This is a genomic window from methane-oxidizing endosymbiont of Gigantopelta aegis (genome assembly GCF_016097405.1).
GTDB lineage: Bacteria > Pseudomonadota > Gammaproteobacteria > Methylococcales > Methylomonadaceae > Methylomarinum.
Map to the genome: position 1 here is coordinate 2,091,708 of NZ_JAEHGD010000001.1, position 26,157 is coordinate 2,117,864.

At 45.1% G+C, this 26,157-nt stretch carries 31 protein-coding genes and 2 pseudogenes; 28 read left to right on the top strand and 5 right to left on the bottom strand.

Annotated features, from left to right (window positions below; genetic code table 11):
• Positions 1 to 96: 96 nt before the first annotated feature.
• The 3 genes and pseudogenes from JEU20_RS10505 to JEU20_RS15960 all read right to left on the bottom strand — a co-directional run.
• Positions 97 to 632: pseudogene (locus JEU20_RS10505) on the bottom strand (IS5 family transposase); the annotation flags it as partial.
• Between the two features lie 45 nt (positions 633 to 677).
• A complete protein-coding gene (locus JEU20_RS15955; protein ID WP_425356712.1) occupies positions 678 to 1,124 on the bottom strand; it encodes an integrase core domain-containing protein in 447 nt (148 codons plus the stop codon).
• On the bottom strand, positions 1,111 to 1,965 hold the full coding sequence (locus JEU20_RS15960) for a DDE-type integrase/transposase/recombinase (protein WP_425356697.1): 855 nt from the start codon (positions 1,963 to 1,965) through the stop codon (positions 1,111 to 1,113). Before JEU20_RS15960 ends, JEU20_RS15955 begins: the two co-directional genes overlap by 14 nt.
• Before the next feature lie 253 nt (positions 1,966 to 2,218).
• On the opposite strand from JEU20_RS15960, the gene JEU20_RS15300 reads away from it, so the two are divergent.
• From JEU20_RS15300 to JEU20_RS10535, 5 genes and pseudogenes are all read left to right on the top strand, one after another.
• On the top strand, positions 2,219 to 2,455 hold the full coding sequence (locus JEU20_RS15300) for a hypothetical protein (protein ID WP_245395188.1): 237 nt from the start codon (positions 2,219 to 2,221) through the stop codon (positions 2,453 to 2,455).
• 78 nt (positions 2,456 to 2,533) lie between these two features.
• Positions 2,534 to 3,042: pseudogene (locus JEU20_RS10520) on the top strand (IS5 family transposase); the annotation flags it as partial.
• Positions 3,026 to 3,250 carry a hypothetical protein gene (locus JEU20_RS10525; RefSeq protein WP_245395229.1) on the top strand — a complete coding sequence of 75 codons (225 nt, stop codon included), beginning with the start codon at positions 3,026 to 3,028 and terminating at the stop codon, positions 3,248 to 3,250. The pseudogene JEU20_RS10520 and the gene JEU20_RS10525, both read left to right, overlap by 17 nt.
• 81 nt (positions 3,251 to 3,331) lie before the next feature.
• Entirely contained in the window at positions 3,332 to 4,027 is a 696-nt protein-coding gene (locus JEU20_RS10530) for a response regulator transcription factor (RefSeq protein ID WP_198245639.1), read from the top strand.
• Positions 4,028 to 4,102: 75 nt separating this feature from the next.
• A complete protein-coding gene (locus JEU20_RS10535; RefSeq protein ID WP_198245641.1) occupies positions 4,103 to 4,624 on the top strand; it encodes a PepSY domain-containing protein in 522 nt (173 codons plus the stop codon).
• Between the two features lie 57 nt (positions 4,625 to 4,681).
• On the opposite strand, the gene JEU20_RS10540 is transcribed toward JEU20_RS10535, so the two are convergent.
• Complete coding sequence (locus JEU20_RS10540) at positions 4,682 to 5,635, bottom strand: PQQ-dependent catabolism-associated beta-propeller protein (protein ID WP_198245643.1); 954 nt, start codon at positions 5,633 to 5,635, stop codon at positions 4,682 to 4,684.
• Positions 5,636 to 5,700: 65 nt separating this feature from the next.
• Between JEU20_RS10540 and JEU20_RS10545 the strand changes: the two genes are divergently transcribed.
• The 4 genes from JEU20_RS10545 to JEU20_RS10560 all read left to right on the top strand — a co-directional run bounded on the left by JEU20_RS10545 (position 5,701) and on the right by JEU20_RS10560 (position 9,306).
• A complete protein-coding gene (locus JEU20_RS10545; protein ID WP_245395189.1) occupies positions 5,701 to 7,035 on the top strand; it encodes a HAMP domain-containing sensor histidine kinase in 1,335 nt (444 codons plus the stop codon).
• Positions 7,032 to 7,676, top strand: coding sequence for a response regulator (locus JEU20_RS10550; protein WP_198245646.1), 645 nt, complete (start codon positions 7,032 to 7,034; stop codon positions 7,674 to 7,676). Before JEU20_RS10545 ends, JEU20_RS10550 begins: the two co-directional genes overlap by 4 nt.
• A gap of 153 nt (positions 7,677 to 7,829) precedes the next feature.
• The gene (locus JEU20_RS10555; RefSeq protein ID WP_198245648.1) at positions 7,830 to 8,351 is read left to right on the top strand and encodes an SRPBCC family protein; all 522 of its coding nucleotides are present in this window, start codon (positions 7,830 to 7,832) and stop codon (positions 8,349 to 8,351) included.
• A gap of 1 nt (position 8,352) precedes the next feature.
• Complete coding sequence (locus tag JEU20_RS10560) at positions 8,353 to 9,306, top strand: YncE family protein (protein WP_198245650.1); 954 nt, start codon at positions 8,353 to 8,355, stop codon at positions 9,304 to 9,306.
• Between the two features lie 35 nt (positions 9,307 to 9,341).
• Here JEU20_RS10560 and JEU20_RS10565 read toward each other — a convergent pair whose 3' ends face one another.
• Positions 9,342 to 10,004 (bottom strand): response regulator, encoded by a 663-nt coding sequence (locus JEU20_RS10565; protein WP_198245652.1) that lies wholly within the window; start codon positions 10,002 to 10,004, stop codon positions 9,342 to 9,344.
• A gap of 253 nt (positions 10,005 to 10,257) precedes the next feature.
• Between JEU20_RS10565 and JEU20_RS10570 the strand changes: the two genes are divergently transcribed.
• The 19 genes from JEU20_RS10570 (at position 10,258) to hemE (ending at position 25,996) form a co-directional block, all read left to right on the top strand.
• A complete protein-coding gene (locus JEU20_RS10570) occupies positions 10,258 to 12,069 on the top strand; it encodes a methanol/ethanol family PQQ-dependent dehydrogenase (protein ID WP_198245654.1) in 1,812 nt (603 codons plus the stop codon).
• A gap of 66 nt (positions 12,070 to 12,135) precedes the next feature.
• The gene (gene moxJ, locus JEU20_RS10575; protein ID WP_198245656.1) at positions 12,136 to 12,990 is read left to right on the top strand and encodes a methanol oxidation system protein MoxJ; all 855 of its coding nucleotides are present in this window, start codon (positions 12,136 to 12,138) and stop codon (positions 12,988 to 12,990) included.
• 24 nt (positions 12,991 to 13,014) lie between these two features.
• Positions 13,015 to 13,179: a hypothetical protein gene (locus tag JEU20_RS10580; protein ID WP_198245658.1), complete on the top strand. Its 165-nt coding sequence runs from the start codon at positions 13,015 to 13,017 to the stop codon at positions 13,177 to 13,179.
• 74 nt (positions 13,180 to 13,253) lie between these two features.
• A complete protein-coding gene (locus JEU20_RS10585) occupies positions 13,254 to 13,562 on the top strand; it encodes a hypothetical protein (protein WP_198245660.1) in 309 nt (102 codons plus the stop codon).
• A complete protein-coding gene (locus JEU20_RS10590) occupies positions 13,525 to 13,842 on the top strand; it encodes a hypothetical protein (RefSeq protein ID WP_198244103.1) in 318 nt (105 codons plus the stop codon). The genes JEU20_RS10585 and JEU20_RS10590 overlap by 38 nt, the downstream gene beginning before the upstream one ends.
• Positions 13,815 to 14,483 (top strand): transposase, encoded by a 669-nt coding sequence (locus JEU20_RS10595; protein WP_198245662.1) that lies wholly within the window; start codon positions 13,815 to 13,817, stop codon positions 14,481 to 14,483. The genes JEU20_RS10590 and JEU20_RS10595 overlap by 28 nt, the downstream gene beginning before the upstream one ends.
• A gap of 32 nt (positions 14,484 to 14,515) precedes the next feature.
• Positions 14,516 to 14,890, top strand: coding sequence for a cytochrome c(L), periplasmic (gene moxG, locus JEU20_RS10600; protein WP_281066817.1), 375 nt, complete (start codon positions 14,516 to 14,518; stop codon positions 14,888 to 14,890).
• A gap of 15 nt (positions 14,891 to 14,905) precedes the next feature.
• The gene (locus JEU20_RS10605; RefSeq protein ID WP_198245664.1) at positions 14,906 to 15,187 is read left to right on the top strand and encodes a methanol dehydrogenase [cytochrome c] subunit; all 282 of its coding nucleotides are present in this window, start codon (positions 14,906 to 14,908) and stop codon (positions 15,185 to 15,187) included.
• A gap of 156 nt (positions 15,188 to 15,343) precedes the next feature.
• Positions 15,344 to 16,357 carry an AAA family ATPase gene (locus tag JEU20_RS10610; protein ID WP_198245667.1) on the top strand — a complete coding sequence of 338 codons (1,014 nt, stop codon included), beginning with the start codon at positions 15,344 to 15,346 and terminating at the stop codon, positions 16,355 to 16,357.
• Between the two features lie 152 nt (positions 16,358 to 16,509).
• Positions 16,510 to 17,139, top strand: a complete 630-nt coding sequence (locus tag JEU20_RS10615; RefSeq protein WP_198245669.1) for an MxaP protein — start codon at positions 16,510 to 16,512, stop codon at positions 17,137 to 17,139.
• An 11-nt stretch (positions 17,140 to 17,150) separates the two neighbouring features.
• On the top strand, positions 17,151 to 17,996 hold the full coding sequence (locus JEU20_RS10620; protein ID WP_198245671.1) for a DUF58 domain-containing protein: 846 nt from the start codon (positions 17,151 to 17,153) through the stop codon (positions 17,994 to 17,996).
• 9 nt (positions 17,997 to 18,005) lie between these two features.
• Entirely contained in the window at positions 18,006 to 18,908 is a 903-nt protein-coding gene (locus tag JEU20_RS10625; RefSeq protein ID WP_198245673.1) for a nonribosomal peptide synthetase MxaA, read from the top strand.
• The gene (locus JEU20_RS10630) at positions 18,905 to 19,888 is read left to right on the top strand and encodes a vWA domain-containing protein (RefSeq protein WP_198245675.1); all 984 of its coding nucleotides are present in this window, start codon (positions 18,905 to 18,907) and stop codon (positions 19,886 to 19,888) included. The genes JEU20_RS10625 and JEU20_RS10630 overlap by 4 nt, the downstream gene beginning before the upstream one ends.
• Positions 19,885 to 20,448: an MxaK protein gene (locus JEU20_RS10635; RefSeq protein ID WP_198245677.1), complete on the top strand. Its 564-nt coding sequence runs from the start codon at positions 19,885 to 19,887 to the stop codon at positions 20,446 to 20,448. The genes JEU20_RS10630 and JEU20_RS10635 overlap by 4 nt, the downstream gene beginning before the upstream one ends.
• A 3-nt stretch (positions 20,449 to 20,451) precedes the next feature.
• Positions 20,452 to 21,411 carry a vWA domain-containing protein gene (locus JEU20_RS10640; RefSeq protein ID WP_198245679.1) on the top strand — a complete coding sequence of 320 codons (960 nt, stop codon included), beginning with the start codon at positions 20,452 to 20,454 and terminating at the stop codon, positions 21,409 to 21,411.
• Between the two features lie 205 nt (positions 21,412 to 21,616).
• Complete coding sequence (aroK, locus tag JEU20_RS10645) at positions 21,617 to 22,138, top strand: shikimate kinase AroK (protein WP_198245681.1); 522 nt, start codon at positions 21,617 to 21,619, stop codon at positions 22,136 to 22,138.
• Position 22,139: 1 nt separating this feature from the next.
• Positions 22,140 to 23,222: a 3-dehydroquinate synthase gene (aroB, locus tag JEU20_RS10650; protein WP_198245683.1), complete on the top strand. Its 1,083-nt coding sequence runs from the start codon at positions 22,140 to 22,142 to the stop codon at positions 23,220 to 23,222.
• A complete protein-coding gene (locus JEU20_RS10655) occupies positions 23,209 to 24,891 on the top strand; it encodes an SPOR domain-containing protein (protein ID WP_198245685.1) in 1,683 nt (560 codons plus the stop codon). The genes aroB and JEU20_RS10655 overlap by 14 nt, the downstream gene beginning before the upstream one ends.
• Before the next feature lie 40 nt (positions 24,892 to 24,931).
• On the top strand, positions 24,932 to 25,996 hold the full coding sequence (hemE, locus tag JEU20_RS10660) for a uroporphyrinogen decarboxylase (protein ID WP_198245687.1): 1,065 nt from the start codon (positions 24,932 to 24,934) through the stop codon (positions 25,994 to 25,996).
• Positions 25,997 to 26,157 lie beyond the last annotated feature (161 nt).

Genomic DNA, 26,157 nt, shown 5'->3' on the forward strand with positions numbered 1-26,157 from the left:
AATGTCAACCAACCTGTCGCATTTTTTGCAATAATTTACGAAATGAATTTTATTAAGCTGCTTGACATTCTGTTGTGTTGAAATTTTCCTTATCCGGATTAGGGGCTGCCCTTTGTCTTTAATTTGAAGACGTAATGCTTCACTGTCATAGCCTCTGTCAGCAACTATATAGTCACCTTTTGGGAGCTCTGCAACTAATTTCGGTGCTTCTTTACAGTCATGAACTTCGCCGCCTGTCACTGAGAAATGAATAGGAAGACCACAGGCATCAACGGCCATATGAATTTTACTGGTGTTCCCGGCGACAGATTTCCCTATCGCTGTTTCTTGTTCACAGGCCGCACCACTACTATGCTGATGTGCTTTCACAATACTCCCATCAATAAATTCCCATTCCAGGTCTGGATCAACAACCAAGGCGTTAAAAATACCCATCAGTTTTTCTTTACGAGACCAGTCATTGAATCGTTTATATACCGCATTCCAATTACCAAAAGCCGTGGGTAAATCTCTCCAGGGACAACCTACTCGCAAGCGATAAAAATACCTTCGACTGTTTTTCGAAGACAAGGTTTGTCATAAATTCCCATTTTCAACATAATTATCTTATCCGTAAGCAGTTGTCGCGGCATAGTTTGCTTGTTTTTGAGTCAAAATAAACAATCTATGTGGCGGAGTTATTGAATTTCAAGGGGATTTTCAAAACGGCAACAGCCCCTAAGATAAACATGGCCAATGGGCGTTAAATTTCGTGTTTGTCGTCCATTCCATCGCTCTGGATTGTCTCTTTTTGCTTGCTCGATGACTCGTTTTCTTTTTTCGAGTACGGCGCTGTCTAAGCCGTTATGGCGTTGGTTGGGTGTTACAAACTTGAGCGCACTGTGTTGATGTTCATTGTTGAACCAACAAACGAAAGCTTCAACCCAGTTCCTGGCTTCGCTTAATGTTTTAAAAGGGTTTTCTGGAAAGGTATGATGATATTTGACTGTTTTAAATAACGATTCTGAATAAGGATTATCATTACTGACACGAGGTCTGCTGAACGACGTGGCAATGTCTAAATCGACCAATTTGGCCCTTAATGTTGCGCCTTTCATCGGACTGCCGTTGTCAGAATGTATCACCAATTGCTTTTTGTCGATGTTTTCCCCGGCGAGCGATATCTTCGATCAAATCAGCAGCGTGTGCGCTTGATTCGGCATCATGAACTTGCCAGCCTACGATTTTCCGACTATAGATGTCCATCACCATGTAGAGGTAAAAATACTGCCCTTTGACGGGGCTTAATAAATACGTAATATCCCACGAGTAGATTTGATTGGCCTGTGTGGCTTTGAGTGACTGCGGTTTATTATGCTGACCTGCGGCTCCTTTAGCTCTGTGCTTAAGCTGGTTGTGGGCTTTCATGACACGATAAAAGGTTGATTCTGATGCGAGATAGCAGCCCAAATCCAATAACCTCGGAACGATTTGATGCGGCGTTAAAGCGCTGTATTCCGGTTTATTAATCACGGTGATGATTTCTTGCTTGATGGCCTCGGATAATTGATTGTGCACAGGCGCTGTATTGTGCAGTCGTAGGTCTTCTGAGACATCAATGAGTGCGCTGTAGTGTTGGCGATCTGAGTAGGCGATTAATCGGCCGCCTTTTCCCCCAGATCGCTTGGCACTTTTTGATAACACCAGTAAAGCCGCTGTTTCTGATAACGCTTTCTCTTTGCGGTTTAGCTCCTTATGCAAACGCTTGTTTTCTTGTTTGAGTTTTGTTTGCGCCTGTTTATATACGGATTCTGTTGATTTAGATTCTGACAAAAATTCCGCTTTCCAGGTATTTAGATGATGTAAGTAGATGCCTTGTTCACGACAATAGGCGCTAGCCTGATCATCGGTGAGATGATGACAATGAACAATGGCTTCAAAACGTTCTACTGTATTCCAATCTTGAGGGCTTTTTTCTTTTGACATGTTTGACTCTGTTTTTTCGAGTTGATTTTTCTTAGCTAACCGAATCCATTTTTGAAGTGTGGAGTAACCCACACCTAAAGTAACTGCAATTTGCTTTAGCGATTGTTCTGGTCTTCTGGATAATGCTTTTCTACTGATTGTACTTTAAATTCTTGGCTAAATACGCTCATTTTTGTCTCCTGATTTAAAATTTCCTAGGCGACAGGTATGTTGACATAGGGGAACATCAGGGAATATCAATGGCACGACGACTGTGAGTAATACATTGGTTGATTTGGCCGCAGCAGGTATTAAAAATCACCCGGTTGGCGCTTTGGGGATGACATTGGCCAGAGGTGCAGATTATGTATTAAACCTTGAATTGCAGGCTTTGGAAAATAATGGAAAAGGAGAAGTGTTGGCTAACCCTAGAGTCATGACGATCAATCGGGAGAAAGCGATTATTAAGCAAGGGGTACAAATCCCTTTATCAAACGGTCAGTCAGAATAATTGATGCGGTATTGGTACTCAAACTCAGTTAATTGATGCGGTATTGGAACTGAATGTTACGCCACAAATTACACCGAGTGGCGAGGTACGGCTTTTGGTAATTGGAATGCGGTATATAAACGATTCAATGACTGGTCTCGTAAAGAAAAACTGATGGGTATTTTTAACGCCTTGGTTGTTGATCCAGACCTGGAATGGGAATTTATTGATGGGAGTATTGTGAAAGCACATCAGCATAGTAGTGGTGCGGCCTGTGAACAAGAAACAGCGATAGGGAAATCTGTCGCCGGGAACACCAGTAAAATTCATATGGCCGTTGATGCCTGTGGTCTTCCTATTCATTTCTCAGTGACAGGCGGCGAAGTTCATGACTGTAAAGAAGCACCGAAATTAGTTGCAGAGCTCCCAAAAGGTGACTATATAGTTGCTGACAGAGGCTATGACAGTGAAGCATTACGTCTTCAAATTAAAGACAAAGGGCTGTTCCTGTTATCCCAAGAAAAAAGAATTCAACTCGGGGAAATGATGAAATGGATTGGTGTCTCTACAAATATCGCCATCTCGTTGAAAATGTGTTTGCAAGACTTACAGCCCCTAGTCAGGGATGGTGAAACAGTTGTACTAGGCGGGGTTTATGAGCAGAATGAAGCCAATCAAATTTATAAAGTACCTTTCTTTGGTGACTTACCTGGCGTAGGCTTTCTGTTCAGGAAAAAAGAAGTAAGCGATAACCGTACAGAACTATTGATATTTATTACGCCTAAGATTATTAAGAAAACATTGATAATCAATTAGGCTTTTATTGTTTGACGTAAAACAGGGGGCTTAAGCCCCCTTTTTGCGTTTTAAATGGGTTATGAAAACGCATAGAAAATCATGCATATTTTATTAGTTTCTTCAGCATTGGGAAATTTATCCAGCACCTCCCAACACCTCGCCATTGATGGCGAGGATGAAAAGGAGCAATATTTTCTTAAAGAAAACCTTGTCCTTCAGGGCGAGGTGCTGGATTTATCGGCTTTTAAATTATTTCAAGGCTTGAAGGGAGTTACACTACATGAGACAGACAAACTGGAGCATCTGTCAGGAGCCGATGCCAAGCCTGATTTGATTGTGTTTGATGCTGCAATGGGAATGGAGAATATTAGCCAGCACGTTCAGCAAAAACACATGGCTAAATGGGTAGTGCTTGATGTTGCAGACATACAGCAAGCTTTACATTATTTGCAGTTAGGCGCATCGGGTATTTTAACGCAGCCTAGCGAGGCGGCAATATCAAAGTGTTTACAGACTATAGCAGAAGAGCAGATATATTTAGACGCTGATTTCGTCCAAATTTTGGCGTTGCGACAAATAAAAAAAATGTTACTGCCTTTTAAGCATCTCACCGCCCGGGAATATGATGTTTTTTGTCTGTTAGCTGAGGGCTATTCCATTCAAACAATTGCAACGCTATTGTCGATAAGCCCTAAAACAGCCTTCAATTGTCAGGCGCAATTGAGAAAAAAACTTGCTGTTAGAACGCAGCAAGATATCTTTGCATTTGCAAAAAAACATGGACTTGTCAAATGATAAAAGTTAAAATTCCCAAAAAATAGGAATTTTTCCTGTTTTTTAATATTCATTTGTATTTTCGGGAGATGAGCTATGAATAAATCAATTATCAATGGTGCATTGATTATCGCCTTTGGCGCTTCGTTTAGCGTACAGGCTGGTGACAATGGCTTGGAAAAATGTATCGCGGATATTCAAGCACAAAAATCAGGCGATCTGGTGAAGCTGGAAAAGCTCAATGTCAAAGGCAAAGCGGTTTATGAAATAGAGCTTAAAGATGCCAATGGTTTCGAATGGGAATATATGTGCGATGCCAATAGTGGCAAAATCTTTGAAACCGAATCAGAAGTTAGCTCACCTAATAGCCTTGCTTTCAAAAGCAAAATGAAAGTGACAGAAGAAGATGCCAAAGCAACGGCTTTAAAAGCCTATCCGGGCGTTGTTGAAGAAGTGGAATATGAAGTTGAAGCAAACGGTGATACGAGTTATGAGTTTGATATTGTAGACAGCAAAGGCGTTGAAACAAAAGTGGAAGTCGATGCTGCAACCGGAAAAATCACCGAGGTTGCCATTGAAGAATGGGAAATCGGCGAAGAAGCGGACGAAAGAAGATAACTTTCCATACTTTTTGGGTTTCTTAGGTTAGGCTTTAAAGCCTAACCTGCCTTCTATTTATTTGATGACCAGCCCCCAAGGGTAACGCCCGACTGCAATTGAACGGATCACTTTCATTTTATCGAGATCGATAATGGAAATATCATTACTGACGCCATTAGTGGTGTACACCTTTTTCTGATCAGGAGAAAATGCCAGGTTCCAGACGCGTTGCCCCACCAAAAAATACTTTTCCACTTCTAATGATTGTGCATTGATCAACGCGACGCGATTAGCGGGGCCTAATGCCACTAACGCCCATTGATTAGTGTTGTCGACAATGACGCCAACGGGCTGAATTTTGTCATCACTTACCCCCGGAATCGAAAATTGAATGGTTTTAATCTTCTTATGGCTGATGGTATCGAGCACCGTAACGGTTCCACCGAGTTCAGAGGTTACCCAGAGTCGTTGACTATCCGCGCTAAAACTTAACCCTCTAGGGCGCGGATCGACCAATGTATTATCTTCAACCGTCAATGTTTCCTGCTTAATCCAATGCACCATATTGGTGGCTTCAGAGGCACTCACAACCCATTTCTCATCAGGGCTGACCGCGACAGGTTCGGGCTCTACACCGACAGGGATGGTTTTAATGGCTTTGGCCTGCTTAATGTCAATCACCGTGACCAGGCTGTCATCTTCATTTGAGACATAAAGCCTGTCACCCGCTGGATTGATGGCAAAGGTTTCAGGGTCTTCCCCTGATGGCAAGTAGCCTACGGGTTTTAATGTTTGGGTATCGATGATTTGGATAATATCATCGTCACTGGTGGCGATATAGAGCTGTTGCCGATCCTTGCTGAGGACGATGCCTCGCGGGCGCTGGCCGATAGCGACTGTTTTTAAAAGTTTGCCGGCGACAGGGTCGACAACAGCCAGAGCATTATCTTTTTCCAGGGTGACATAGACGGTCTCGGCATTGACCTGACTGCTGATTAAAAATAACAATGTCACTAAAACTCGCTTCATGGTCTCTCTTGTATCGTGTTGGAACAGTGTGTCAAGATAGCACTTTTTGGTTTGTGGCTGACGTTATGGTTATAAATAAGGAAATTTTCCCAATGAGTTTGCGTTACCAAATCAGTATCAGAATTCTGGTGATTTCGCTGTGTATTCTGTTGCTAGGCGGCTCTATCGGTATTTGGCAGGCACGACAATCGGTCAAAAAAGAAGTGGATTCATCCATTCATCTGGCATTACAACTAATCAAACTTGGCATGGATGCGAATAAAGCCAATCAAACGGACTGGATGTCGAGGTTGAGTCATTTGGATCAAACACGGCATTTAAATATCCAGCTTAAAATGTCATCCGGGAAGTTGATCAATATTTCAGGACATTCTCAACGACAAAAGACTGATGATATGCCGCCTGACTGGTTTGTTCGCTTAGTTCTCAGCGATTACCCGATAGTGGAATATCCGATTAAAACGTCGAATAACGGGACATTGACGCTGCTTATTAAAGCCAATCCAATGGATGAAATTTCGGAAGCCTGGCAAGAAAGTATCGCCTTTTTTATCACACTATTTGCGCTTGTTTTGCTGACATTTCTTTCTGTTCAACTGGTGTTCAATAAAACCATCAAGTCTATCCATGCGATTATTGAACATCTCAAAGGCATCGAAAAAGGCGATTATCAAAAGAAACTAGCTGATTTTTCGACACGGGAATATGATGACATCGCCAAGGCGATCAATCATATGACCGATGTGCTGAACAAGACAGAGCAACAGAACCGCGCTTTGACGCAACATTCGCTGGAGATTCAGGAAGACGAGCGCCAGCGTCTGTCTCAGGATCTGCATGATGAGTTTGGTCAGTCATTGACGGCGCTGAAAGTGATGGCTGTAACCGCTGCCCATGATAAAACAGATACCCAAAAAATTACGGCCTCCATGATTGAAATCTGTGATCACTTGATGGCGGTTGTGCGTTCGATGATGAAGCAATTACACCCTTTGATATTGACAGAGCTGGGTTTGAAAGCGACGTTGGAGGATTTACTTCATCACTGGGAAGTCAGGCATGCACATACTGTGTTTACCTTGCATTATGAGGATGCGGTGGACCAACTAGAGCAAAGTGTTATGATACAAATTTTTCGTGTGATTCAGGAAAGTCTGACCAATATTATCCGTCACGCCCACGCCAGTCAGGTCGATATCAGCCTTCGTATCAAGCCGGATTCAGATACACTGGTGTTATCGATTATTGATGACGGAGTAGGCTGTGATCTTGAGCAAGTCTCATCTGGGTTTGGGCTCTTGGGTATGAAAGAAAGAATTACCCTCTTAGGAGGTCGTTTTGAAATACAGTCCGAAAATAACAAAGGCCTAAAAATCACGGCAGAAATTCCATTGACATGAATACGAAAATAAAGGTTTTGCTGGTCGATGATCATGCCGTAGTCAGAGCTGGTTTTAAATTATTGCTGGCTACGTCCTCAAATATAGAAGTGATTGCAGAAGCCGAGCGCGGTGAACAAGCGATTCATATCTGTCAGTCCAGCCGGCCAGATATTATTGTGATGGATTTATCCATGCCTGGCATCGGCGGCCTGGAAACAATCAAACGCCTGGTGCAACGTGATGAAAAAATCAAAATTCTGGTGTTCAGCGTGCATGATGAGCAGGTTTATATTGCCCGTGCCTTAAATGCAGGCGCAAAAGGCTATATCAGCAAAAATAGTGCGCCGGAAATTTTAGCCGAGGCGATAGAAGCTATTGATAAGGGGCAGATCTATGTAGAAGAAGGTTTGCTTAAACAAAGCAGCGCAGATAATTCAGAGCATGATTTTCAAGGCATTATAGAAACATTTTCGGCGCGGGAATTTGATGTTTTTCGCTTATTGGCCAAAGGTTTGACTGTGCATAAGATTGCTGATGAATTATGTTTAGGCTATAAGACAGTGGCAAATTATGCTACGCAAATCAAGAAAAAACTACAGGTTTCCAGTAGCGCTGAATTAGCACATATTGCAATCGTATTGGGGATTATGAAGCATTGATCCGAATGCTATGCACGCTTCAACTTAATCTACCATCGGCACTGTGGGTAAGATTGGAATAAGGAAAAATTCCGGTGTCTACGCAAGAATACTTCCCGTTACAAGTCTCTGTTTAATCATTGATAATGCCCAATTTTCAATTAGGGGTTATGTATGAATTTAAGCAGATTATTCCTTGTTTTTCTGTCTATCATGTCGATGACAGCCTATGCCCACGGTCCTACACCGAGGAAAGTGGATAAAAGTATTGTGATCGATGCGCCTATTGAAAAGGTTTGGGTGGTGGTCAAGCAGTTTGATCGGATTGCTGATTGGCATCCCGATGTTCTTGCCAGTGAAGGCGATGGAAAAAACCAATCGGGCAGCGAGCGCCGCTTGACGCTGAAAACGGGAATATTGACCGAAGGCCTTGATTATATCAGTGATGCCGATCATGAATATAATTACCGTTTGAGTAAGGAAAATACCGATGCTTTTCCGGTCAGTTCGTATTCGGCGGCTATCCAGTTAGTTGCCGAAGGAGACAAAACAAAAGTCAAATGGAAGAGTCGTTTTTACCGCGGCGATACCAGCAACAATCCACCTAAAAGATTGAATGATGAAGCGGCAGTTAAGGCCATGAATCAGTTTGTTCAAAACGGCCTGGAAGGATTGAAAAAGGCAGTAGAAAAATAAAATGTTTCGGTCGTTTCTTGTCCTGATGCTGCTGGTCTGTTCAAATTTTGCGACAAGTGGCGATTATTTTTATATTAACCAGCAGCAGGGGGAGAGTGTTAGTGTGTTTGGACGCTCTGATCTGTCATTCAAAACGCGCATTCCAACGCTTGAAGGCCCGGCAGGCATTGCTATTAACCCACATCAGCCCTGGTTTGCCGTGACTTATCCGGAACAAGGACTGATCAGTTTTGTAGATAGCCAGAAGCTGATTCCGTTGGAGCATATTAGTGTAGGTGGCAGTCCTTTTGGGGCTGTTTTTGCTAAGCGTTATCTTTTTTACACCGACTGGAGTGGGAATTTGGTTGGCGTCATTCACCCAGGTAGTGGGCGCATCATAAAAAAAATAGCCGTTGGTCAGTCGCCAGCCGGAATAGCGACAGAGCCTTGTGAATCCCAAGTGTGGGTGCTCAACAGGGAAAGTGACAGTGTCTCAGTAATAAATACGGAAAGTCTTGATGTCATTAAAACCATCCGTGTTGGGCGGGCGCCTTTTGCCTTGGCAATTGATGATAAGGTTGCCTATGTCGTCAATTCACAAAGTAATACCGTGAGTGTTGTCGATGTCGTCAATTTAACCGAAATCAAGCAGATTAAAGTCGGGCGAATGCCTTATGGAGTTGCGATAGACAGGAAACAGCGTAAGGTCTATGTCAGCAATCAATTGGAAAATAGTGTGAGTGTGCTGGACGCCCAAACGCATAAACTCGTCCATGTTCTAAAAACAGGCGCCTACCCTGAAAATATCGCAGTTGATGAAGAAAATCAGCACTTACTGGTGTTGAACTGGTTTGATGGCAGTCTGAGTGTATTCGATACACAAACCAATACGGCAATAAAGCGCATCAATATCGGTGCGGGCAGTCGAGCTTTCGGTCAGTTTGTGGATCAGCCTCGTGTATGCGCGAAGCCATAAATCTGGAGAGAATGTGTGGGGGGGGGTTGAAAAAACTATTCAACCCCTAATTTTTCAGACTTTATCAATCCCTGGCGGGTTGCCAGTAGGGTGAATTCGGCAATTGTTTTAACCGCCAGTTTTTCTTTAATGGTTGTGCTGTGATTGCACACTGTCTTATAGCTCAAATGAAGCTTTTCTGCGATTTCGCGCGGGCTGTTGCCGTTAGCCAACAAGCAAAAAACATCGAATTCACGCGGGGATAGAAGTTTAATTTTTGATTCATCATTTTGTTCAGTGATCATGTTAACCGCGAGCTGCTGTGCCAGTGTTGCATCAATATAGGTCTTGCCTTGGGCGATAGAGCAGACAGCCGTTACCAAGGTTTCTGGCACGCTGCTTTTGCTGATATAGCCTTTAGCGCCTGATTTGATCGCGCGGGTAGCGTAAATCGGCTCGTTGTGAATGCTGAAAACCAGAATTTTACACTGTGGGGCGCGGCTAATCAGGCGTCTGATACACTCTAGTCCGCCCATGCCCGGCATGGATAAATCCATTACCACCACATCAACCGGTTGTTGGATATAGTGTTGACAGGCTTGCTCACCACTATCGGCTTCATAAATCGCGCCTATTTTATCTGAGAGCGATAAGTAAGACTTATAGCCTTCTCGGACTACTGCATGATCGTCAACTAATAACACGCTGATTTTGGACATGACAAATCACTTAAAAAAGTAAATATCATGAATAAGTCGAGCCTTAAAAGATATAGGATATTTTCCTTTTTGCATGATGCCGTTATTAGGAATTTTTCCCAGGTGAAAACAAGGATAATTCCGTATTCGAGCAACTGCTGGATCCATAGAATAGCCATCAAGCATTTGCCAGTTTCAGTTAGTTTGATCAGAGGCTCTTGATACACAGTGATGGCAAATGCTTTCAAATAAAAAAATCAATCAGGAGGAGTTCATGCAGATTAAAAAATTTGCTCGGAATATCGGAACGACGATGCTCGTTTCCAGTGCAATTTTTGCCGTATCCCAGCAAGCCAGTGCAAACAAGAAATTAGAAGCCTTGTCAAAGCAAAATACGAATTGGGTGATGCAGACCAAAGATTACAGTGCTACCCATTTCAGTAATATGTACCAGATTAATATCCAAAATGTCCATAAGCTGAAACCGGTCTGGTCATTCTCTACAGGCGTATTGAATGGGCACGAAGGCGGGCCTTTGGTGGTTGACGGGATTATGTATATTCATTCGCCGTTTCCCAACAATGTGTTTGCGCTGGATTTAGACGAGCCGGATAAAATCTTGTGGGAATATAAACCGAAGCAAAATCCAGCAGCACGCGCGGTGGCCTGCTGTGATGTAGTCAATAGAGGTCTAGCCTATGCACCAGGGACTAAGGATTATCCGCCGACGATTTTTTTGAATCAATTAGATGGTCATATTGTGGCGATCAATGCCAGAACCGGGAAAATGATCTGGAAAATGGAGAACTCGGATATTGCCATGGGTTCAACATTAACCTCAGCGCCCTTTGTGGTTAAGGATATGGTGATTGTCGGCAGTGCTGGAGCTGAGTTGGGTGTGCGGGGCTATGCGACGGCCTACAGGATTAAAGACGGCTCGCAAGTATGGCGGGTTTATGCCACAGGGCCGGATGAAGATATAGGGATTGGAAAAGGATTTAATAAAGATAACCCTCATTACGGCCAGTTTAACTTAGGCACTAAAACCTGGGAAGGCGATGCCTGGAAAATTGGTGGCGGAACGAACTGGGGCTGGTATGCCTACGATAGTGATCTGGAAATGATTTATTACGGTTCAGGCAATCCTGCGCCGTGGAATGAAACCATGCGTCCCGGAGATAATAAATGGACCATGACCATTTGGGGGCGGGATGTCAATACTGGTAAAGCTATCTTTGGCTATCAAAAAACACCGCACGATGAATGGGACTATGCCGGTGTGAACTATATGGGCCTGTCTGAGCAAATGGTCAACGGAAAAATGACTAAATTGCTGACCCATCCCGACAGAAATGGCCTGGTTTATACGCTGAACCGTGAAAATGGTGACTTAGTCAATGCATTCAAAATCGACGACACCGTCAACTGGGTTAAAAAGGTCGATTTAAAAACCGGTCTTCCGATTCGAGATCCAGAGTATTCAACCCATATGGATCATGAGGCAAAAGGAATTTGTCCATCTGCGATGGGCTATCACAATCAGGGTATTGAATCGTATAACCCCGTTACCAAGACATTTTTCATGGGAGTCAATCATATCTGCATGGACTGGGAGCCGTTCATGCTGCCTTATCGAGCGGGTCAGTTTTTTGTCGGTGCAACGCTGAATATGTATCCGGGGCCGAAGGGTGTCTTAGGTCAAGTGAAAGCCATGGATTCGGTAACGGGAGAAATGAAATGGGAAATTCCAGAAAAATTTGCCGTTTGGGGTGGAACATTGGCAACAGCCGGAGATTTGGTTTTCTATGGCACATTAGATGGCTATATCAAAGCGCTTAACTCAAATACGGGTGAGGAGCTTTGGAAATTCAAATTGCCTTCTGGTGTGATTGGTCATCCGATTACCTATAAGCATAATGGGAAACAATACATTTCCATTTACTACGGTGTCGGTGGCTGGCCGGGTGTCGGCTTGGTGTTTGACTTGCAAGATCCGACTGCGGGTTTGGGCGCTGTGGGTGCATTTAAGGAATTGGCACATTACACGCAAATGGGTGGCGGTGTTATGACTTTTGCACTGGACTGATAGCTCATGGGGTGAATGACATAGCGTTGTTCACCCTGTCTGAATTTACAGGATTAACGGAAAAATATGACACTAAAATCAAGATTGCTTTGCCTGGCTGGAACGGTGCTAATTTCAGGTTGTGTGGCAAATGCTCAGCCAGAACTTGCCGTAGAGCCAACAGGTCCGGTCCTTAAAGTTTGTGCTGCTGAAGATGAAATGCCGTACTCCAATACAAAGGGAGAAGGTTTTGAAAACAAGCTGGCGCAGTTATTGGGACAAGGGCTGAATCGTAAAATCAAATATGTTTACTGGAAAGACCCTCGTTATTTTATTCGTGATTTTCTGAACAAAGGCCAGTGCGATGTGGTGATCGGTGTTGATGCGGGTGATCCGCGTGTAGCGACAACGCAGCCTTATTATCGCTCGGCTTATGTATTTATTTCACGGCAAGCGGATGACTTGGATATACAGGACTGGGACAGCGAGGTTTTACGTTCAGTCAAACTGATAGGCTATGTGCCTGGTACACCTTCAGAGGTCATGGTTCGGGCAATCGGACGCTATAGCGATACGTTTAACTATAACAAGTCTCTAGTTGGCTTTAAGTCACGTCGTAATCAATATGTTAAATATGACGTTAGTAAAATCGTGGCTGATGTCGCTAATGGCAAGGCGGAAGTTGCCGTAGTTTGGGGGCCGGCTGCCGCACGCTATGTTAAAGCATCCACTGTGCCTTTAACTATGGTAGTGGTGCCTGATAACAGTACTCGTGCAGATGGCAAAAAGGTTCAGCAACATTACAGTACCGCAATGGCGGTACGCAAAGGAGAAACAGCTTTACTACAGCAATTGAATAATTTTATCGACCACTATCAATCTGAAATTGAAGCGATATTGAAGGATGAAAATATTCCATTGTTACCTGAAGTGTCATCGTGATGCGATCAAATAATAGGAAAAATGATGAGATTTAAAACAATATTGACCAGCACTGTGTTGGCAACTGCGCTTGTTGGTACGACAGCGCAAGCAGAGATAACATTGAGGCATGCCATTATGGGGACACCTTTGGATTTGAGTGTCGCCAAAAAGGGGGGATACGCCATAAGCGCCAACTTAAGCCATTAAATCATTGATTACGTGTTGAAAAATAAAGGTGTGGCCACCACATAGAGTCTTTTGCCGACAAAAGTGAAAACCCTATGAAAAAGCAGCCACCTCACATAGATACTCGTTTTGAACAATTTGTGCAAGAACTTCCAGAAGATTATCAACAACAAGCCTATGAATTTAAAGCCTTCACGCGTGCGCGCAAGATCCGTTCGCCCTTACAACTGTTACAGTTGGTGATGCTCTACTGTGGTCTGGATTTCTCCTTGCGGAGTTGCGCCGGCGAGGTGGCTCACTTACAGGGCTACCTGAGTGATACGGCGGTAAAAAAGACTGGCGGCCTGCGTTCCTTGGGTAAAATCCTTGCTATCGGGCGTATTTGGGTTGCATCAGGTGGTTGACAGTGGTTCATTAAGCTTCGTTATTATTGATGGCTCGACCGTGCAGGAACCCGGTGCGACAGAAACCACGTATCGGCTACATATCGCGATAGATTTGATTTCACTGACATTGCGCCAGGTTGAAGTCAGTACGGACAAGATTGGCGAAAGCCTTGACCATTATGTGCTGGAATCGGGCGATGTCGTGTTGATTGATCGTGGCTACAATCAACCGAAGTCGTTGGTGCCTTTATTGACCGAGGTGGCGATATTGTGCTGCGCTATAACGCACACAGCATGAATTTATACGAGCTTGACGAGCACGGCAAAATGATAAAAATTGACTGGGAAACGAAATTACAACGTCTCGGGAAACAAGCGGGGCTATTCCGGTTTATTTGTGCCATGATACTAAACGAATCGCCTGCACGGTACATGCGGTTCCGTTACCTGCCGAAAAAGCGGCGCAAGCCCGGCGTAAAGCGAAACTCAGAGCGCAGAACAAAGGACGTACAGCCCAGGAAAAAAACGCTCTATCTCAGTGAATGGGTCTTAATTTTAACGTCCGTGCCGGTCGAGTTGCTCAGCACCGAAACGGCTGCCGCGCTCTATCGTGTACGCTGGCAGGTGGAATTGGTGATCAAACGGCTGAAAAGCCTGTTGGCGATCAATCAATTACGTGCCCGTAAAGACAGTCAATTGGCCGAATTGTATTTACAGGGCAAACTTCTGTATGCGGTGGTTACGGAAAAGATCGCGCAGCGGTGTTTTACCAAGGCCTTGACGAAAATGGATGGGCCGCGTGCATTGACACCCTGGCGTTTGTATAAAACGATTGCTGAGGACATTAAATCAGGATTGAACGCCTGTTTTCCGAAGCAAGAACGCTTTCAACGTGATTATTTGAAAAGCGTAGCGAAGAAAACGTTCGTTGCACGCTGATTTTGGGAATGATTCGACAATGAGAAAATCAAGTGGTTGGGGGCTTAAGTTGGCGCTTATGGGGGGATACGCCAGCATTCAAAGAGTTTATGAAGGATGGTAAAAACCCCTATAACACCGATAAAAAAGCCATTGAAGAAGGTGAAAGTCTTTTTATGACTGGCTGCTCAGGCTGTCATGGGCATGAGGCCGAAGGCAAGCTCGGGCCAGGGCTGGCCGATGACTACTGGACCTATCCTAGCATTGCAACGGACAAGGGTTTGTTTGAGCTGTTGTTCGGTGGCGCGAAAGGCATGATGGGCCCTCAGTATGTCAATTTCAATACCGATGAAATGCTAAAAATTATGGCCTGGATACGCTCAATTTATAAAGGTAGTCCGAAAAAGGCCAAGTGGCTGAAAAAATAATTCAGGAGACGCAATATGAAAAAACACCTGTTATCTATCGCTGTTTTATTGACAGCATCCGTATCGTTGACCGCGCAAGCGTATGACGGCACAAATTGTAAAGAACCTGGAAATTGCTGGGAGCCTAAACCGGGCTATCCTGCCAAAGTGGCGGGAAGCAAATATGACCCTAAGCATGATCCTAACGAACTGAATAAACAAGCCGCCTCGATCAAAGAAATGGAAGCGCGTAATAAAAAGCGTGTTGCCCATTTTAATGCAACGGGTACGTTTGTTTATGACGTGGATGAGCTTTAAGACACCTCATCCGACAAGATCCTTCTTGTCACCAAAAGGTATAGATAGCGATATTTATCCCTTTCTGAAATGGCTTGGCTATTTCAGTAAAGACTAATATTAGTGTATTCGCTCCAGCTCTCCTCCGGGCTGGAGTCTTTTTTTGGATAAAAAGTTTTGAATAATCAACTCAGCGATTGGCGAAATCTAGCCCTTGAATTTGAGCAACAAATAAACCAGACGCTTTTAGGCCAGCGACAAGCCGTCAGACACTGTGTCATTTCTGTTTTTGCACGCGGGCATGTTTTGCTGGAAGGTAATGTCGGCGTTGGGAAAACTACTTTGTTACGCGCGATAGCGCAAGGATTAGGTGGCAATTATCAACGCATTGAAGGAACGATCGACTTGATGCCGGCCGACTTGATTTATTACACCTATTTAGATGATAAAGGCAAGCCGCAGGTTGACCCAGGCCCTTTGCTCAAACAAGGCGAGAATCTGGCAACTTTCTTCTTTAACGAAATAAACCGTGCGCGTCCTCAGGTGCATTCTTTGTTGTTAAGAGTGATGGCAGAAAGAAGTATCAGTGCCTTTAATCAGGAATATCGATTTCCGCATGTTCAGGTCTTTGCCGATAGAAACCGGATAGAACGAGAGGAAACCTTTGAATTACCCGCCGCTGCCCGCGACCGCTTTATGATGGAAATCAATATCGACATGCCGGCAGATGAGGCGTTATTGAAAGAATTGATGTTCAATCCTCGTTTTCACGATACTGACTCGTTAATCAGTGGTGTGAAAACGGGCACTATTGCTTACTATCAATTGAATGAATTGGCACAACTGATTCAGCAAACGATACAGCCAACAGCGGCATTGAAAAATTATGCGCTGGACTTATGGACAGCGACTAAAAATCCTAAAAAATACGGAATTACATTATCCGATGTGGAAATGGAGCAGCTCATTATGTCGGGCGCTAGCCCCAGAGGAATGAGTTTTTTGATTCGCGCTGCAAAAGTGAATGCCTGGCTGGAAAACAGGGAAACGTTGTTGCCTGAAGATTTGCAGGCGGTATTTAGGGTGACTATGGCACATCGGATTTTTTTGAACCCAATATACAGTTATCGGCAAGAGCAACTGTTGCCAGAATTGATCTCAGGCATTGTGGAAAGCGTCGCCGCGCCTTAAAGCATGTTGTCTCGATTTAAGCTGGTCTGGGATTTTGGTTTTATTTGCTCGTCCCTCTGCGTGTGGCTGAAATCTCACGCCAGTTTAATGCTGTTAGGTGTTTTATGCGTAGGCCGGCTTAAATAAAACAATGAAATAACAATAACAACACGATGACTAAACAAGAATTTTTGAAAGCTATCACCCCGGCAAGTGGGTTCAGTGATTTACTGGGTGTCTATATAAACTGGAGTGGGGTCGGTTTTGTCTGCGCCATTATTGCCGAAAGATTAGATCATTTCAGCGGTATTTCTTATGCTTCGTATTACACCACCTCACTCAATTCGGCCATCGGTGTCAAGTTTTGGGCATTGATCAGTATCGTCGGACTGTTGTTGTTTTGTCTGAGTCTTCCGCTTATTTATCTGGCAGAAAAACTACCCGGGATTCAAAGTAGTTGTCAGCGTTTTCGGTTCTTCAGTTATGGTTTTTTTCTGGTTGCCTTTGATGAAGGTGCCTTGATTTTAGGGATACTCGCGGCAAACTTGGTTCATGCTAATGAAAAGGCCGAGTTGCTCACCGATAAATCCTTTTTGTTTACCGAAGCCAGTCTGTTGAGCATTGTACTGCTTATCGTCGCCAATTCATTGCTGTGGCTATTGGGCGAGTCATTGTATAACCGGCAACATAAAAATTATTCCGGTATCGTCAGGCTAATCATCAGCTGCCCACTAAAATACAGCATTCCGCTGTATATGTTATTTACCATTGGTTTTGTCATGTTCGTGATTAACCAATCATAGGCAGGATAGCCATGTTGAGGAATGACGTTTTTTATTATCGAAAACCTGCACAATATGCTATTTTTCCAGGCGCGCATCCGGGGCAGATGGCAGGTAATGGTTTTTTATTCAAACAGCATCGAGCGCTGATCAGTCAGCCTGATCCGAGACATATTGATTTAAGAGCCAGTTTGTTGAATCCCTTTTCTGAATATCGGGTTAAATCGTTTCAACAGCAGTCTAGGCTAGACGTTTTTTTACTGGCTGATTTTTCCGCCTCTATGAGCTATCACGGTCACAATAGTAAGCCACAGGCGGTTATTGATTGTTTATTGTCGGTGGCTCAGTCGGCGCATGCAACCGGTGATAGATTTGGTTTTATCGGTTGTGGTCAGACGCTCAAGCATCAATGGTTGATAGCACCGGCCAGTTTACAGCTGGGGCGGGTGATGGATATTGCACAACAGATTTCACCGGCCGTGTTTGCTGGAAAGGCAGAAAGTTTGCTTGAGGCGCCTGACTATCTGCCTGATAGTGCTGCTCTGGTGTTTGTGTTATCTGATTTTCATATGCCGGTCAGAATGATTCAAAACACGATGCAAAGGCTGAATAAACATACGGTCATCCCACTGGTGTTATGGGATAACAAGGCATATCGGGATTTACCCCGTTGGGGTGTGATGAGACTGGCCGATCTGGAGCGTGGTAAAGCCCGCACCTTATGGATGCGGCCGGGGCTGAATAAGAAAATTCAAGCCGCTTATGCACAAAGAAAACGGCTACTTCAGCATTGTTTCAGAAGCTTTGGTTGCGAGCCGCTGTTTCTGGAACAGGGGTATCAGGCCGATGCTGTCAGTCAGTATTTTCTACAACAGTAAGGTTAAGTGATGCGCTATCCGTTTGTTTTTGTCTTGATTATTGTGTTGTTATCGGCCGCGGCGTGCTCTCAGTCGATTAACGAGCCCATTACTTTTTTCCAGGTACAGACGCCACGGCCTTTTGGCTATGTGATTGGCGATGAAATCAAACAGCGTATCCTTATCGAAACCCGGCCAGGATTAGTTTTGCAGCGTAGCAGCTTGCCTGCCAGGGGTGCGGTTAATCGCTGGCTTGATTTGAAAAGGATTGACATTGATAAAACGACAACTGGGACAGGCGTCCGTTATCGAATCGACCTGACTTATCAACTGTTTTACGCACCTTTAGAAGTGAAAATGCTTGAACTCCCCAGCTTTACCTTGCAATTTAAACAATTTGGCCATGTCATCGAAAAAAAGGTTCCAGGCTGGCATTTTACCGCGGCGCCCCTGCGTGAGTTAGCCGTCAGGAAGGAGGATGGCAAAGAATATATGCGGCCGGATGCACCCGCGCCGTTACTCGACAGCCGCAGCCTGCGTAACCGGCTGATAATCAGTTTGGCTATTGTGCTGGGGGCATTGTTTTACCTGGCCTGGCTCTATGGTCGATTACGTTTTTTACCTCAGTACCGGGTTTTCAAAGTGCCTTGTCAGCAATTGGCTAGGTATTCGGCAGGCGATTTAACCCGGATGTTGAACATCATGCATGGGGCGTTGAATCAATTGAATGGCAAACCCTTGTTTCAACATCAATTGGCAGATTTTTATCAGCGCTTTCCGCATTACCAATCCTTAGATGACGAATTAAATTGGTTTTTCGATTATTCCAATCAACATTTTTTTGATTCCAGTCCCAAGGGTGGCAAAAAAGAGAGCGATAAAATTAAAGCCTTATGCCGGCATTGTCTGCAAATAGAGCGAGGCATGCGATGAATCTAGCGGTGGATCACCCTTGGGTATTGCTGGCGTTACTGATGGCGTTATTTCCATTATGGAACAATGGCGTGAGCCAGAGCGATTATCCATCCATTGATATTTTGCCGCAAGACGCCTTATCAACCGGTATTTCAGTGTTAATCAAGCTATTAGCCGTTGCCGCCATGACGAGTCTGATACTGGCGCTGGCTGGCTTGAATCGGGGCGAGCAATACCGGGAGCGCATCGGTTATGGTGCACATATCGTGTTATTGCTGGATAGAAGTAAAAGTATGGATTATACCTATGCAGGTAAGGCACCTGATGGTCGTGAAGAATCCAAAGCCAGCGCAGCCAAACGTTTGTTGAGTGAATTTATTAAGCGCCGCCAGCAGGATCGAATCGGTGTCGCTGGCTATAGTACTTCGGCTTTATTTATGATGCCGTTGACAGAAAACAAACAAGCGGTGTTAGCTGCTGTTTCAGCTACCGATTTATCTGCATTAGCCTATACCAATATCAGCAAAGGGCTGGCCATGGGCTTGTCATATTTTCAACAGCAACGCGAACAAACCGGCTCCCGGATTATTCTATTGGTGTCCGATGGCGCGGCCGTCATCGACCCTGATAGCGAAGCAAATATAAGGCGCTGGGTTAAACAATTGAATATCCGGCTGTATTGGATTTTTATGCGCAGCGAAAACAGTCCCGGATTATATGAAAAACCCGAAGATTCACGCGATGACAATGCCGGCGCTATGCCCGAGCGTTATTTGCATCTGTTTTTTAGCAGCTTAGGGATACCTTATAAAGCTTATCAGGCCGAAAACCTGGATGCTGTCCAACAAGCCATCAATGACATTAACAAACTGGAAAATAGGCCCTTGCATTATGTCGAAAAGATACCGAAACAGGATTTATCCACGCAATGTTATCTGTTGGCAACGGTATTTATCGCTCTGTTATGGGGATTCAAACTGATTGAGGCGCGGCCATGATAAGAGTTGCTCGTTTTTATGCCGGTTGGGGAGGATTGTTGATCGCTTTGGTGGTTACTTTGCAAAGTAGCTATGCCTATTTTCAAATAATCCATATCAATCAATTGATTACTCAATTAAATCAAGGCAAAGCCATCACGCCCGCGTTATTGAAAAATACGGCGCCTGAATTACAGTTGGCGTATGCGGGTTATCTGAAAAAGAAACACCGTTATCAAGATGCGCAAGTGGTTTTGGGTAGAATCATCAATCAAGGTAGCCGACATATACAAACGATAACACGCTATAACCTGGGTAATCTCTACTTATCGGAAGCCATTGAATTGGCTGAAGCGATGCAGATCAACGAGGCCATGGCGTTGTCTGCCCTGGCTAAACAAGCCTATCGACAGGCTTTAGCATTGGACAGTCAGTATTGGGATGCCAAATATAATTTGGAAGTAGCCATGCGTTTGTTACCCGAAATGGATCGCATCACCCTGGAACAGGATGAGCCTATTCCGGAGAAAAAAACCAAGCTTTGGGCAACGGTGCCTGGTTTCCCGCGGGGGTTGCCATAAACCATGTTTCGACAACACCTATTAAAAAATCTGAAAGACTATCGGTTTTATGGATTGAGCCTTGCCCTGCTGGCGATGTTGGCGTTGTTTATCAAGCCGCAAATCATCAAACGCCAAGCCGTTTATGATTTCACTCTGATCGTTGACATCACACGCAGCATGAATGCCCGGGATTACCAGGTGAACGATGAAGCGGCCAGTCGGCTGCAATTTGTTAAACGGGTATTGCACGATGTGGTCTTGCAACTTCCTTGTCAATCCAAAGTGGGGATAGGCCTTTTTACGGAGCGAAAATCGACTCTGTTGTTTGAGCCTATCGAGGTGTGTTCAGCTTATGCTGAAATCGACAGCGTGATAGAAAACATAGACTGGCGTATGGCTTGGGCGGCCGATAGTCGTATCAGCAAGGGCTTGCTGAGCACGCTTACTCAATTGCAGGACAGAGCTAATCAGGTGGTTTTTTTTACCGATGGACATGAAGCGCCCCCTGTCAATCCACGCTATAAAACTGACTTCAGCGATGTAAAAGGTAAGTTGAAAGGGGTGTTGGTTGGTGTTGGTGGTTTGCAGAATGTGCCTATTCCTAAATATGACAACCGGGGGCAGCAGCAAGGTTTTTATCAACCGGAGGACGTGCCGCATCGCTCAACCTTTGGTCTGCCGCCGACCTCATTACAGCCCTGGGGCGCTTATCATGCGCGAAATGCGCCGTTTGGTGGCGCTAAAGTGGTTGGTAATCAACATTTAACTCGTTTGTATGAACCCTATTTACAGCAGCTCGCTAAAGATATTGGCTGGGCTTATCACCGTCTGGAAAACAGTGAGCAACTTAAACAGGCATTATTTGTGCCGGAATTTGCGCGGCAGCAAAAGGTAGCATCTGACAATCGCATCTATTTTGCCGTAATAGCTTTGGTTTTGTTGGGTTGGGTGTATTTTCCACGCCGTAGAGCAAAGCCGTGATGCCACTTTTGAAAGTCAATAAAGCCATTTTTCTCCGCATTTTTAATCGTGTTATTATATGATTTATATTTATCGGTGGTTGAAGTTGCGGCCCCGAGCGAATCAAATTGACAGCATTTTGCCAGCGCATGCGCTGTAACTCTTTGAATTTATTAAAATCGAAAGGGGCATGATGCCCCTTTTTTTTGTGTAATGAAACAGGCGGATGAAACAGGCGAACAATATTTATCTGATCGGTTTGATGGGGGCGGGTAAAACGACGATGGGCAAGAAACTAGCCCAGGCGTTGCAATGGCCATTTTACGACAGCGACCGCGTCATCGAGGAAACAACCGGCGTCAGTATTCCAATGATCTTTGAGTATGAGGGCGAGGAAGGTTTTAGAGATCGGGAACAGGAAATCATAAGCTATCTCACCGGTCTAGACCAGATTGTCATGGCGACAGGTGGCGGTGCAATTTTACGTCCGGAGAATCGGCAAAAGTTGCAGCAAAATGGCTTTGTTGTTTATCTTGAATGCTCGATAGAGCGCATTTTGCAGCGGACCCGGCGAGATACCCAGCGTCCCTTGTTACAGACCGAAAATCCACGCCAACGATTAGAGCAGCTTTTGCAGGAACGCGAGCCGTTGTACCGCGAGTGTGCTGATTTCAGCGTCGATACCGGTATAATGCAGAGTAAGGCCGCGCTTAAAGCGATTTTAACCGAATTTAAAAAGTATAGATAACATGAAGCTCCTGCAGGTTGACCTTAAAGACCGTTCTTATCCGATTTATATTGGCCCGGATTTGTTACAGAATGCCGATTTATTGACCGGGCATATTCGCGCCAGTCAAGTCCTTGTCGTAACCAATGAAACCATTGCGCCGCTTTATCTGGAGACGATAAAAAACAGTTTGCACGGGTTTCAGGTCGAAACCGTCATCTTGCCTGATGGCGAGCAATACAAGACATTAGCCTATGTCGAAAAAATCTTCGATCAATTGTTACGTGCTAAATTCAGCCGCAATGCTACCCTAGTTGCGTTAGGCGGTGGTGTCATCGGTGATATGGGGGGCTTCGCGGCAGCCTGTTATCAGCGCGGTATCGACTTTATTCAGATTCCGACCACGCTGTTGGCGCAAGTCGATTCCTCTGTCGGCGGGAAAACCGGTGTCAATCATCCGTTGGGTAAGAATATGATTGGCGCTTTTTATCAGCCGAAATGCGTGATTGCGGCGACAGATGTGTTGAAAACGCTTGATGACAGGCAGTTGTCTGCAGGGCTGGCCGAGGTCATTAAATATGGCTTGATTCGAGATCTGCCCTTTTTTGAATGGCTGGAGCAAAATATATCTGCGCTGATCTCGCGCGATGATGAAGCGATGGCCTATGCCATTGAGCGCTCCTGTCAAAACAAGGCAGAGGTTGTGGCCGAAGATGAATTTGAAGCCGGCGTGCGAGCCACCTTGAATTTAGGCCACACCTTTGGTCATGCGATTGAAACGGGCATGGGCTATGGACACTATTTACACGGTGAAGCGGTCGCTATCGGTACCTGTTTTGCAGCCGATTTGTCGCGCCGCTTGGGTTGGCTGAATGATGCTGATGTTGACAGAATTTTAAATCTGTTTCGGGCCGCAAAGTTACCGGTCGATCCACCGGAGATGATGACGACCGAGCAATACCTGGATTTAATGGCGGTGGACAAAAAAAATGTCGATGGCAAAATTCGGCTGATTTTGTTGGAAGCATTGGGGAAAGCGACATTACCCATTAATATAGAGACCTCAATTCTGAAAGAAACCTTAGATAGCTATGCCGGAAAATGATGATGTCGTTTATCATTCAGCAGACCGAGAAAGTCGTCAGACATTAGATAATATTCATCGTCTGGTTACTTTAGAGCGCTCGCAGAAACTCGATTTGTTGATTCATTTGATCAACAATTTGAGTCAACCTCTGGTGATTTGTGGGCCGGACGGTATTGGCAAAACGACTTTGCTGGATGTATTGCAGGCTCATCAGCAAGCGCATTGGCGTATTTGTCGTATCGAGGGCTCGGCGCAGCTGAGTTTTGAGCGTTTAAACACACAATTGCAACAACAGCTTGCCGATGTAGAAGGGGAAAGCCTGAGCGATAAGCTTAGCCATTTAGATGATACGCCACAAAAAGTCGTTTGGATTATCGATAATGCAGGTTTCCTCGTGCCGGGATTGATCAGCAGCCTGATTCAGTTTGCCCGCCGGTACGATTGTTTGCGTTTGGTGTTGGTATTGACGCATGATGAACTGCATCTAAAGAACAGTTCCGATCCCGATATTAGTGACTGTCACTTGATCGAGATACCGCCATTGAGCCTTCGGCATTACACCGCATTTCTGCAAAATTTATCTGCAGGCCAGGGGGCAATGATTTCGTTTAATGCCATCAATGACGGTCTGGTTGAAAATCTGTACAAGAAAACGCATGGTATTCCGGGGAAAATTATCGAGGAATTGCCGCGTTTATCACACTACAAGCCGGCTTCATCGCTGGCATGGGGTGGTAGTGCCTTAATCGTGGCTGGCCTTCTCGTCGCCGGCGGACTGATGGTTTGGCACAAGCCTGAAACGACCACAAAACAAGCGACTGATATCTCAGAAACCTTGTATAAAAAACGCACGGTCGATATTTCTGTGGCCACACCGGTTATTCAGGCGCCGGTCAGTCCTGCGTATCAACCCGAACCTGCGATAAATAGTACCAATGTTGTCGAGGAGTCAGCTAAAACACCTATTCAACATGACACTATTCAGCCTTTGGCCGAAGCGCCCGGCGAGTCTGATAATCAAGACAACGGAGTGGGTCAAGCGGCAGTTGTGGTGGATGATGGGGATAACGGCAGCGTAGTGAATAGCACTAACAACGAAACGACGGCCATACAAAAGCCTGCGGCGGAAAATGATGTTTCTGTGCCGGCAACGATACAACAAGAAACACAAGCTGTTGCGTTACAAAATACAGCGGCGGCTCCCGATGAGACACCGCTGCGCGTAGAGCAAAAAAATAAACCTGAAAAGCCTGAGCCACCGAAAAAGACTGAAAAACCGGTTGATAAGACGGCGAATCAACAAAAGCCAGCGATTGATGTGGCGCAGAAAACCCCAGAGGATACGCCGCCGGCGGTGAAAAAAGTATCCCCAAAACCTGAGCCTATCGTAGCCCACCTCACGGGCAAGGATTGGTTGAAAAGCCGTAATCCCAAGCACTACACCTTGCAGATCATGGTACTGTCGCAGCACGAAAGCGCCGAAAAGTTAATCCGTAAATATCCATCGCAGCAAAAAAACATGCATTATTTTGCCGTGCAAAAACAGGGTACAACAAAATATGTGGTGGTGTTAGGTGATTACCCAAGTCGCTCGGCGGCTAAAAGGGCGCGTAAACGCTTGCCTAAGCCGCTGTCAAAAGCCTGGATTCGATCATTCAGGGTTTTACAGCAACAAAATGCAGGGTAGTTTAGCCTGCTTCCCCCTTGACTTAACTTCCTAAAAACGAATGACTGATTTAAAAAACGATATTTTTTTGAAAGCCTTGTTAAAACAGCCGATTGATAAAACACCGGTTTGGATGATGCGCCAGGCCGGCCGTTATTTGCCAGAGTACCGGGAGGTCAGGGCCAAGGCCGGCAGCTTCCTTAATCTATGTACTAACCCAGAATTGGCGTGCGAGGTCACACTGCAGCCTTTGGAGCGCTTTGATTTTGACGCGGCGATTTTGTTTTCTGATATTTTGACCATCCCCGATGCCATGGGTTTGGGACTTTATTTTTCCGAAGGGGAGGGGCCAAAGTTCGAGCGTCCGGTGCGCACGCGTGCCGATATAGAAAAATTGCCGATTCCAGACCCTGCCGCGGAGTTACGTTATGTCACCGATGCGGTCAGTTTGATTCGGAAAGAATTAAATGGTCGGGTGCCGTTAATCGGCTTTTCCGGCAGTCCTTGGACGTTGACGACCTATATGGTGGAAGGCGGCAGCAGCAAAAGCTTTCAAAAAGTCAAAGCGATGTTGTTTGAACAGCCTGAATTGATGCATCAGATGCTGGATAAACTGGCGCAGTCGGTCGCCGCCTATCTAAATGCACAAATCGAAGCCGGCGCCCAGGCCGTCATGTTATTTGACACCTGGGGCGGCGTACTCAGCACCGAAGATTATCGAGATTTCTCGCTTAACTATGCCAAGCAAGTGCGGGCATTATTAAAAACCGAGCAAGATGGCCAACAAATCCCAACCGTCTTGTTTTCCAAGGGCGGTGGGCTGTGGCTGGAAACCATGGCCGATGCCGGTTATGACGCCTTGGGGTTGGACTGGCAGACCGATATTGCTCAGGCCAGACAGCGCGTAGGTGATAAAGTCGCCTTGCAAGGCAACCTGGATCCGATTGCACTGTATGCCAATCCTGAAGTGATTCGGCAAAAAGTCGGAACGATTCTGGAAAAATATGGCACAGGCTCGGGCCATGTTTTCAATCTAGGGCATGGTATTTTGCCGGATGTTAATCCTGAACATGTCAAAGCTATGGTCGATGCAGTGCATCAATTGAGTCCGCAGTATCATCAATGATATTTGGAGAGTATGAGGTGTAAAATCCTTACGTATCATGGGGTTTAATTGTAAATGGAACTTTCTAGCATGCTTCGTGCTCTTTTTTTTCGAATCTGTCGATTTCATTGTGAGAGTGCGGTTAAAACGCCAATCGACTAAAATTTCCGACCAAGAATAGA

Bases quoted from the DNA above. Each gene is read 5' to 3' on its own strand.
- JEU20_RS10570 (WP_198245654.1), top strand. From the start codon at position 10,258: ATGCAGATTAAAAAATTTGCTCGGAATATCGGAACGACGATGCTCGTT.
- moxJ (WP_198245656.1), top strand. From the start codon at position 12,136: ATGACACTAAAATCAAGATTGCTTTGCCTGGCTGGAACGGTGCTAATT.
- JEU20_RS10560 (WP_198245650.1), top strand. From the start codon at position 8,353: ATGTTTCGGTCGTTTCTTGTCCTGATGCTGCTGGTCTGTTCAAATTTT.
- JEU20_RS10555 (WP_198245648.1), top strand. From the start codon at position 7,830: ATGAATTTAAGCAGATTATTCCTTGTTTTTCTGTCTATCATGTCGATG.
- JEU20_RS10540 (WP_198245643.1), bottom strand. From the start codon at position 5,635: ATGAAGCGAGTTTTAGTGACATTGTTATTTTTAATCAGCAGTCAGGTC.
- JEU20_RS10635 (WP_198245677.1), top strand. From the start codon at position 19,885: ATGATAAGAGTTGCTCGTTTTTATGCCGGTTGGGGAGGATTGTTGATC.
- JEU20_RS10550 (WP_198245646.1), top strand. From the start codon at position 7,032: ATGAATACGAAAATAAAGGTTTTGCTGGTCGATGATCATGCCGTAGTC.
- aroK (WP_198245681.1), top strand. From the start codon at position 21,617: ATGAAACAGGCGAACAATATTTATCTGATCGGTTTGATGGGGGCGGGT.
- JEU20_RS10605 (WP_198245664.1), top strand. From the start codon at position 14,906: ATGAAAAAACACCTGTTATCTATCGCTGTTTTATTGACAGCATCCGTA.
- aroB (WP_198245683.1), top strand. From the start codon at position 22,140: ATGAAGCTCCTGCAGGTTGACCTTAAAGACCGTTCTTATCCGATTTAT.
- JEU20_RS15960 (WP_425356697.1), bottom strand. From the start codon at position 1,965: ATGTCAAAAGAAAAAAGCCCTCAAGATTGGAATACAGTAGAACGTTTT.
- JEU20_RS10640 (WP_198245679.1), top strand. From the start codon at position 20,452: ATGTTTCGACAACACCTATTAAAAAATCTGAAAGACTATCGGTTTTAT.
- JEU20_RS10525 (WP_245395229.1), top strand. From the start codon at position 3,026: ATGTGTTTGCAAGACTTACAGCCCCTAGTCAGGGATGGTGAAACAGTT.
- JEU20_RS10630 (WP_198245675.1), top strand. From the start codon at position 18,905: ATGAATCTAGCGGTGGATCACCCTTGGGTATTGCTGGCGTTACTGATG.
- JEU20_RS10615 (WP_198245669.1), top strand. From the start codon at position 16,510: ATGACTAAACAAGAATTTTTGAAAGCTATCACCCCGGCAAGTGGGTTC.
- JEU20_RS10535 (WP_198245641.1), top strand. From the start codon at position 4,103: ATGAATAAATCAATTATCAATGGTGCATTGATTATCGCCTTTGGCGCT.
- JEU20_RS10585 (WP_198245660.1), top strand. From the start codon at position 13,254: ATGAAAAAGCAGCCACCTCACATAGATACTCGTTTTGAACAATTTGTG.
- JEU20_RS10620 (WP_198245671.1), top strand. From the start codon at position 17,151: ATGTTGAGGAATGACGTTTTTTATTATCGAAAACCTGCACAATATGCT.
- JEU20_RS10545 (WP_245395189.1), top strand. From the start codon at position 5,701: ATGGTTATAAATAAGGAAATTTTCCCAATGAGTTTGCGTTACCAAATC.
- JEU20_RS10530 (WP_198245639.1), top strand. From the start codon at position 3,332: ATGCATATTTTATTAGTTTCTTCAGCATTGGGAAATTTATCCAGCACC.
- JEU20_RS10625 (WP_198245673.1), top strand. From the start codon at position 18,006: ATGCGCTATCCGTTTGTTTTTGTCTTGATTATTGTGTTGTTATCGGCC.
- JEU20_RS10580 (WP_198245658.1), top strand. From the start codon at position 13,015: ATGAGATTTAAAACAATATTGACCAGCACTGTGTTGGCAACTGCGCTT.
- JEU20_RS10565 (WP_198245652.1), bottom strand. From the start codon at position 10,004: ATGTCCAAAATCAGCGTGTTATTAGTTGACGATCATGCAGTAGTCCGA.
- hemE (WP_198245687.1), top strand. From the start codon at position 24,932: ATGACTGATTTAAAAAACGATATTTTTTTGAAAGCCTTGTTAAAACAG.
- JEU20_RS10655 (WP_198245685.1), top strand. From the start codon at position 23,209: ATGCCGGAAAATGATGATGTCGTTTATCATTCAGCAGACCGAGAAAGT.